At 40.4% G+C, this 4,946-nt stretch carries 7 protein-coding genes and 1 tRNA gene; 3 read left to right on the top strand and 5 right to left on the bottom strand.

Annotated features, from left to right (window positions below):
• Both NTV63_01730 and NTV63_01725 read left to right on the top strand, forming a co-directional pair.
• A partial coding sequence (locus NTV63_01730) for a dipeptidase (GenBank protein MCX6709655.1) occupies positions 1 to 297 on the top strand: 297 nt, incomplete at its 5' end.
• Between the two features lie 133 nt (positions 298 to 430).
• Positions 431 to 504 (top strand) — tRNA-Arg (locus NTV63_01725).
• Between the two features lie 72 nt (positions 505 to 576).
• Here the strand turns inward: NTV63_01725 and NTV63_01720 are convergent.
• From NTV63_01720 to NTV63_01700, 5 genes are all read right to left on the bottom strand, one after another.
• Positions 577 to 1,107, bottom strand: a complete 531-nt coding sequence (locus tag NTV63_01720) for a hypothetical protein (GenBank protein ID MCX6709654.1) — start codon at positions 1,105 to 1,107, stop codon at positions 577 to 579.
• A gap of 9 nt (positions 1,108 to 1,116) precedes the next feature.
• On the bottom strand, positions 1,117 to 1,692 hold the full coding sequence (locus NTV63_01715) for a hypothetical protein (protein MCX6709653.1): 576 nt from the start codon (positions 1,690 to 1,692) through the stop codon (positions 1,117 to 1,119).
• 37 nt (positions 1,693 to 1,729) lie between these two features.
• Entirely contained in the window at positions 1,730 to 2,302 is a 573-nt protein-coding gene (locus NTV63_01710; protein MCX6709652.1) for a hypothetical protein, read from the bottom strand.
• A gap of 66 nt (positions 2,303 to 2,368) precedes the next feature.
• Positions 2,369 to 3,511 (bottom strand): radical SAM protein, encoded by a 1,143-nt coding sequence (locus tag NTV63_01705; protein ID MCX6709651.1) that lies wholly within the window; start codon positions 3,509 to 3,511, stop codon positions 2,369 to 2,371.
• Between the two features lie 55 nt (positions 3,512 to 3,566).
• Positions 3,567 to 4,409, bottom strand: coding sequence for a hypothetical protein (locus tag NTV63_01700; protein ID MCX6709650.1), 843 nt, complete (start codon positions 4,407 to 4,409; stop codon positions 3,567 to 3,569).
• Positions 4,410 to 4,562: 153 nt separating this feature from the next.
• Here NTV63_01700 and NTV63_01695 point away from each other — a divergent pair.
• Positions 4,563 to 4,946, top strand: a 384-nt coding sequence (locus tag NTV63_01695; protein MCX6709649.1) for a hypothetical protein, incomplete at its 3' end; no start/stop codon positions are given.

Below are 4,946 nucleotides of genomic sequence, written 5' to 3'. Positions count from 1 at the left end.
ACAGGGGGCGCTGTTGACATCACGATATGCGATTCCAAAAGAAGACAGATGGACATGGGCTCTGAAATTGACTTCTTCCCGGAAAATTTAAGCGCTCGGGAAAAAATTTCTGCAATCGCAAAAAGGAACAGGGCTCTGCTTAAGAGATGCCTTGAAAAGCAGGGGTTTGTAAACTATCCCCTGGAGTGGTGGCACTGGAGCTACGGGGATGTATACTGGGCAGCAGTGCTTAAAAAGAAAAATGCAATATACCGCCCGGTAAGTGCGGAAAAAGTGCTTGCAATAAAGAAGAAGTGAAATGCGTTCAATGCTTTCAAACCTGCTAATTTTATTTTTCAGAAAAAGAAATTCTGGCTAATATTCGTTGTAATCCTGCTTTTATTCAATAAAGCAAAGTTTTTAATATGCGCTCCATAATTCTGATTTTACTGCCCTTCTGGTCTAGCCTGGATATGATCTGGCCCCGCGGAGGCCAGGAGCCGGGTCCGAATCCCGGGGAGGGCACTTTAAAATTCTAAATAATTTAAGATAGCAATAAAAGAAAAGGCAGAAAATTAAAATTCCTTATTTAATTGTTTAGTTGTCTCTTGTCCCGGTAAGAAGAAGCACTGTGAATGCGCCGAGAATAAGAACAAAGAGCATTCCAAGGACTTTGGGGTTGAATATTGTTGAAGACACGTTCTGCCCGTATGATGCGCCTGTGCTGTTGGTGAGGGAAAGCATGCTGTTCCCGTACACGCTTGAAAGCGCAACAACAAATATTATTGCAACAATCACAAGAACTGATGTGTGAACAGGGCCCCATTTCTGCATCCCTGTTGAGATTGTGGACTCGCTCATCCCGAGGAACCTGAGGGCTATCAGGATAAGAAGTATGAAAAGCACAAGCATGAAGAAGGCAGGCATCATTGATGTTATTATGCTCACTGCATCCTTTGAAATCAGGACAATTATTGAAACCGCCATTGCAATTAGCGAATTTATGCCCTTATTCTTTCCAAGAACGCTTGTGGTCTGAAGTATTGCATATAGTACTGCATACACAAGGATAAGCACAAACAAGGAGGAAAATCTCTCCAAAAAAAACACATCTAAAAAAGTTGCCATTTTAAACCTTCATGGCTTGTTCCAGCCGCCGCCGAAAATTTTGCCTATTCCTGAGAGGAAATTTTCCCCCCCGGTCCTCCTTGGTTCAGAAGTTACAAGCCATATTATCACTCCGAAAACAAGAAGGGAAACAACAACTGCCGTTGTTTCGGGGTTTGCATTAAGCAGGTTTGCGAAATTCCCCTTGAACCATCCTGCTGATGAGCCGAAAATGAAAAATACCACTGCGATGGACACGAATGCAATCATCCCGGTAAGTGAGCCGCCCTGGAACTTTATTCCCCACACTCCAACAAGCAGGAGAAGCATTATTACTGCAACAATTACAAGAGACACATTTGGAAGCGACTTGTTGATTATGTCAACAACATCCGCCCCTGCAGGATAGCTTCCTGTGACATGCGGGATTATCACTGTTAAAGTCAGCACAAGCGCGATTATGACATTTATGTTCTTCTTTTCCTCTCCGAACAGCTTTATGTTGCTGAGAACTGCAAAAAGTATTGAAAATATTAGAAGAAATGGAAGAAGAACATCCATCAGCCCTATGTTTTCAAGGGATATTATAATTTGCCTTAAATCCATTGCTTATCACCTTTTTTCTTAATTTTTAAAATGAGATTTATTCCTTGCTCTCTTTTTTTCCGCCGCCCATTGTAACAAAGAGTATTGCTCCTATCATAAGCCCGACAAGAAGGAGCGATGTTGCGACTTCAGTTGAGCCTGTGAACAGGTTTGATGCTCTTGAAATGAGGTAAATGAGAAAGCTTGTTCCATCAGGCATCTTGAATGCATTCAGGAATATTATGATTATCCCGATGAACATTATTACCATGAAAAGGTTTCTCCATCCCTTCTCAAGGAAAACCCCTTCATCTGTCTGCTTCATGAATGAGCCGACAAGGATAAGGAAAAGCACTGACATCATTAGGAGAAGCACTGTGTTTGAAATGGTCTCGTTTATTATCCCGACAAGCTTTGATGAGCCGACCACAAGAACTGCAGTCACAAATGCAACCATTGAATTAAGGTTCTTCTTGGAATATTTCTTGTCCCCGATGGTGTCATATCCCAAAACCCTTGTCTTCTCAAGTATTGCAAAAACAATGGTAAAGACGAGGAGAAGCGGGAGAACCACATCGTATATTCCGAGCTGCTCAAAAAAGATTAGACTCTCTCTAAAGTTAGATGCCATCTTACCCTTTTTTAGATTTCATTCGTATTTAAATCTTTTGTTTTTAAATAACTTGACTTGGGCGGATTAAAGAAACCGAAGCTCAATCTCCATCTGGTCAAAAGTCGGATACTGTGAAAGGACTGCTGGAATCAGCCCCTTTTTCTTGAATTCATTCGCAAGCTTTTCTGCTATTGGCGCTGCTGTAATGATTCTCATTTTCTGCAAATCAACCTTCATGAGCCCTCTTGGGATTGCATATTCCAAAAAAAGATTTTCTGCAATTGCATTAAGTTTTCTTAGAATCAAAGCTTTTCTCTTATCGGAAATATCCTTAATTTTCTTCTTATAAGAAAATCCGGGCTTTATCTCAGGAAGGTAAATTGCCCCTCTTATGAAAAGCCCCTCTTTTGTAACTATGTCAAATTTTTCCTTTGCGCTTTTCGCCCTTATTTTTATTCTTTCTGCAAGCTGGACTGAATCCTTGAGCTTTGCAGTGCAGTAGTGGACAGAAAATCTCTTGTTCCTGCAGTAGGAAAGGGTTTTTTTTGCAAGGGCTTCGCTTCCGAGAACAGCATATGAAATCCTGTCCTTTGTCCTGAATCTCTTCTCAAGAAGTTTATTGGCATTTGTGTCTGAGATTTCAAGCTCATTTATGTTCATGAACTTTATCTTCCCATCTGAGAAGTCGCAAAGCCTCTTTATTGCATCTTCTGTTCCGGGAATTGCAGGAATCTCTATTCCTACATCCCAGCTGTATTTAAGGGCAGGCAAAATCCTCTCCCATCTGCTTTCATCAGATAAATCAGGATGGAACCTTATCTCATCAAGCCCTGCTGAATAAAGCAATTTCAAAGTTTTCTCATTAATGAGCTCTGTTGTTGTGTATAAGTGGATATGAAAGCCCTTTCCGAATTTTTTCTTGAGAAGCCTTATGTAATGAAGTGTCCTTTTGAGAACAGAAAGAGGATCTCCCCCGGTTATGCTTGCGCCCCATGCCCTTGATATCTCTGCTTCCTCAATTATGTCAGAATCTGATGCAACAGGGCGCTCGTTTGCGAATATGACATCCTTATCTTTCTTCTGCTCTGATAAGGGGCAGTAGTAGCATCTTCTTGGGCAGATTCCTGTGACAAAAAGCACGAGCTTTCTTCCTTTGACGCACATCCTGCAGCCCCTGCTGATTTTTCCAATGCACAAGGAATGGTATCCCGTATTTTTAATTTCCATGAGAATTAGTTTTTCCTGTTGGTTTATATTGTTTGCGCCAGATTTGGCCAGAAATTCAGTGAAATGCAAAATATTTTTCAATCATCATTTTTATTGGAATCCAGCTGGAAAAATATGCATCGCATCTCTCAATAACCTTTTCAGAGCTTCCATTCATTGCAATCTTCAATGCGCCTTTAAATCCTGCATTATCAGACGCATCAAACATTCCCAAATCATCCTCTGAATTGACAAAAAATATTGCGCTTTCATATCTGGGAATTATTCTTTCAATCTCCCTTCTCTTGTCGGCGGAGGAGAGGATTGGGCGTTCCATATTGAGCCCGGTTATCCTTCCTTCAAGAGTTTCAAGCCTGTTTCCGATAATGTCTATTTCTGTTGAATAATTTTCCCTCATTTCCCTTTGATAGGCTTCCAGAACGGGGATGAATGTCTTGCTGATAAAAAGAGTTTTATCAGAGCATTTGGCTATTTCCCTTACGCATTCCTTTGAATAAGGATATGCCTTGTTTGGGATTTTTTGAGATGCCTTTTCAATTGTTGATAAGGGAAGCCCATAAAGTATTTTTTCAGAGAATTCCCTGATCAGTTTTTCCTCAAATTCAGATGGATTCTTATCCTCATTTTTCATGCCAGAAAACTTATGCGCTATCACTTCATAAAGAATCCTCGAGCCGTTAATTATGTAAGGGGGTATTTTTTTGGGTGCATCAGAAAAAAGAGAAAAGAAAAGGTTGTATGCCAGGTCTGCATTGCTTGCCTCATAAAGAGCGCTCAGGAAATTTCCCTTGTGTATAGTTCCGTCTAAGTCAAATATCGCTATCCTTTTCTTCTTTTCCGCATTCATGACAAGGCAGCTTAATTCATCTTCGTCATCCAGTGAAAAGCTCTTTCTCATTTGAAACAATTGCCTTTTTCGATTTTATCTGAACAGGTTATTAATAATTATTTCTGAAATATTCCCCATATATTTAAATTCTTTCTAAATGTTACTACAATATGGGGACTACAAAACGAAAGGTTTATAAGCAGGAAAGAACTATGAGCGTTTATGTCTGAAAAAAGGCGCTTTTCGGAAGGGGAAATGCCTGATTCTTTGGAAGGGCTTCTTGTTAATTGCGAAACCCTGTTCTATTCAGGAGAAAAAAAACCGAGGAATCCGGTGATATTGACTTATAATGCTGCTGATAAAATGAGAAAGCTTAGAGGAGAAAGCGATTCAATACGGGAAAACAAAGGCTCGTTCTATGAGTTCTTCGGGCTTCTGCTGGGGCAATATGATGGAAATGCAGTGATAATCCGAGATTACATAATGCCAAGAAGCTTTGCAGTTTTGGATTCAGTCGATAATCTGATAGCAAGGTCAAGCGCTCTCATCAAAAAAGGCGGTCTGGACTGCGTGATTTCAAGAAATCACGTTTCAATAAGAGAGAAG

This window comes from Candidatus Woesearchaeota archaeon, assembly GCA_026394965.1.
In the GTDB taxonomy this organism is placed as follows: domain Archaea; phylum Nanobdellota; class Nanobdellia; order Woesearchaeales; family 0-14-0-80-44-23; genus JAPLZQ01.
The sequence above is the reverse complement of the archived record's forward strand: the minus strand, read 5'-3'. Positions and strand labels throughout refer to the sequence as shown.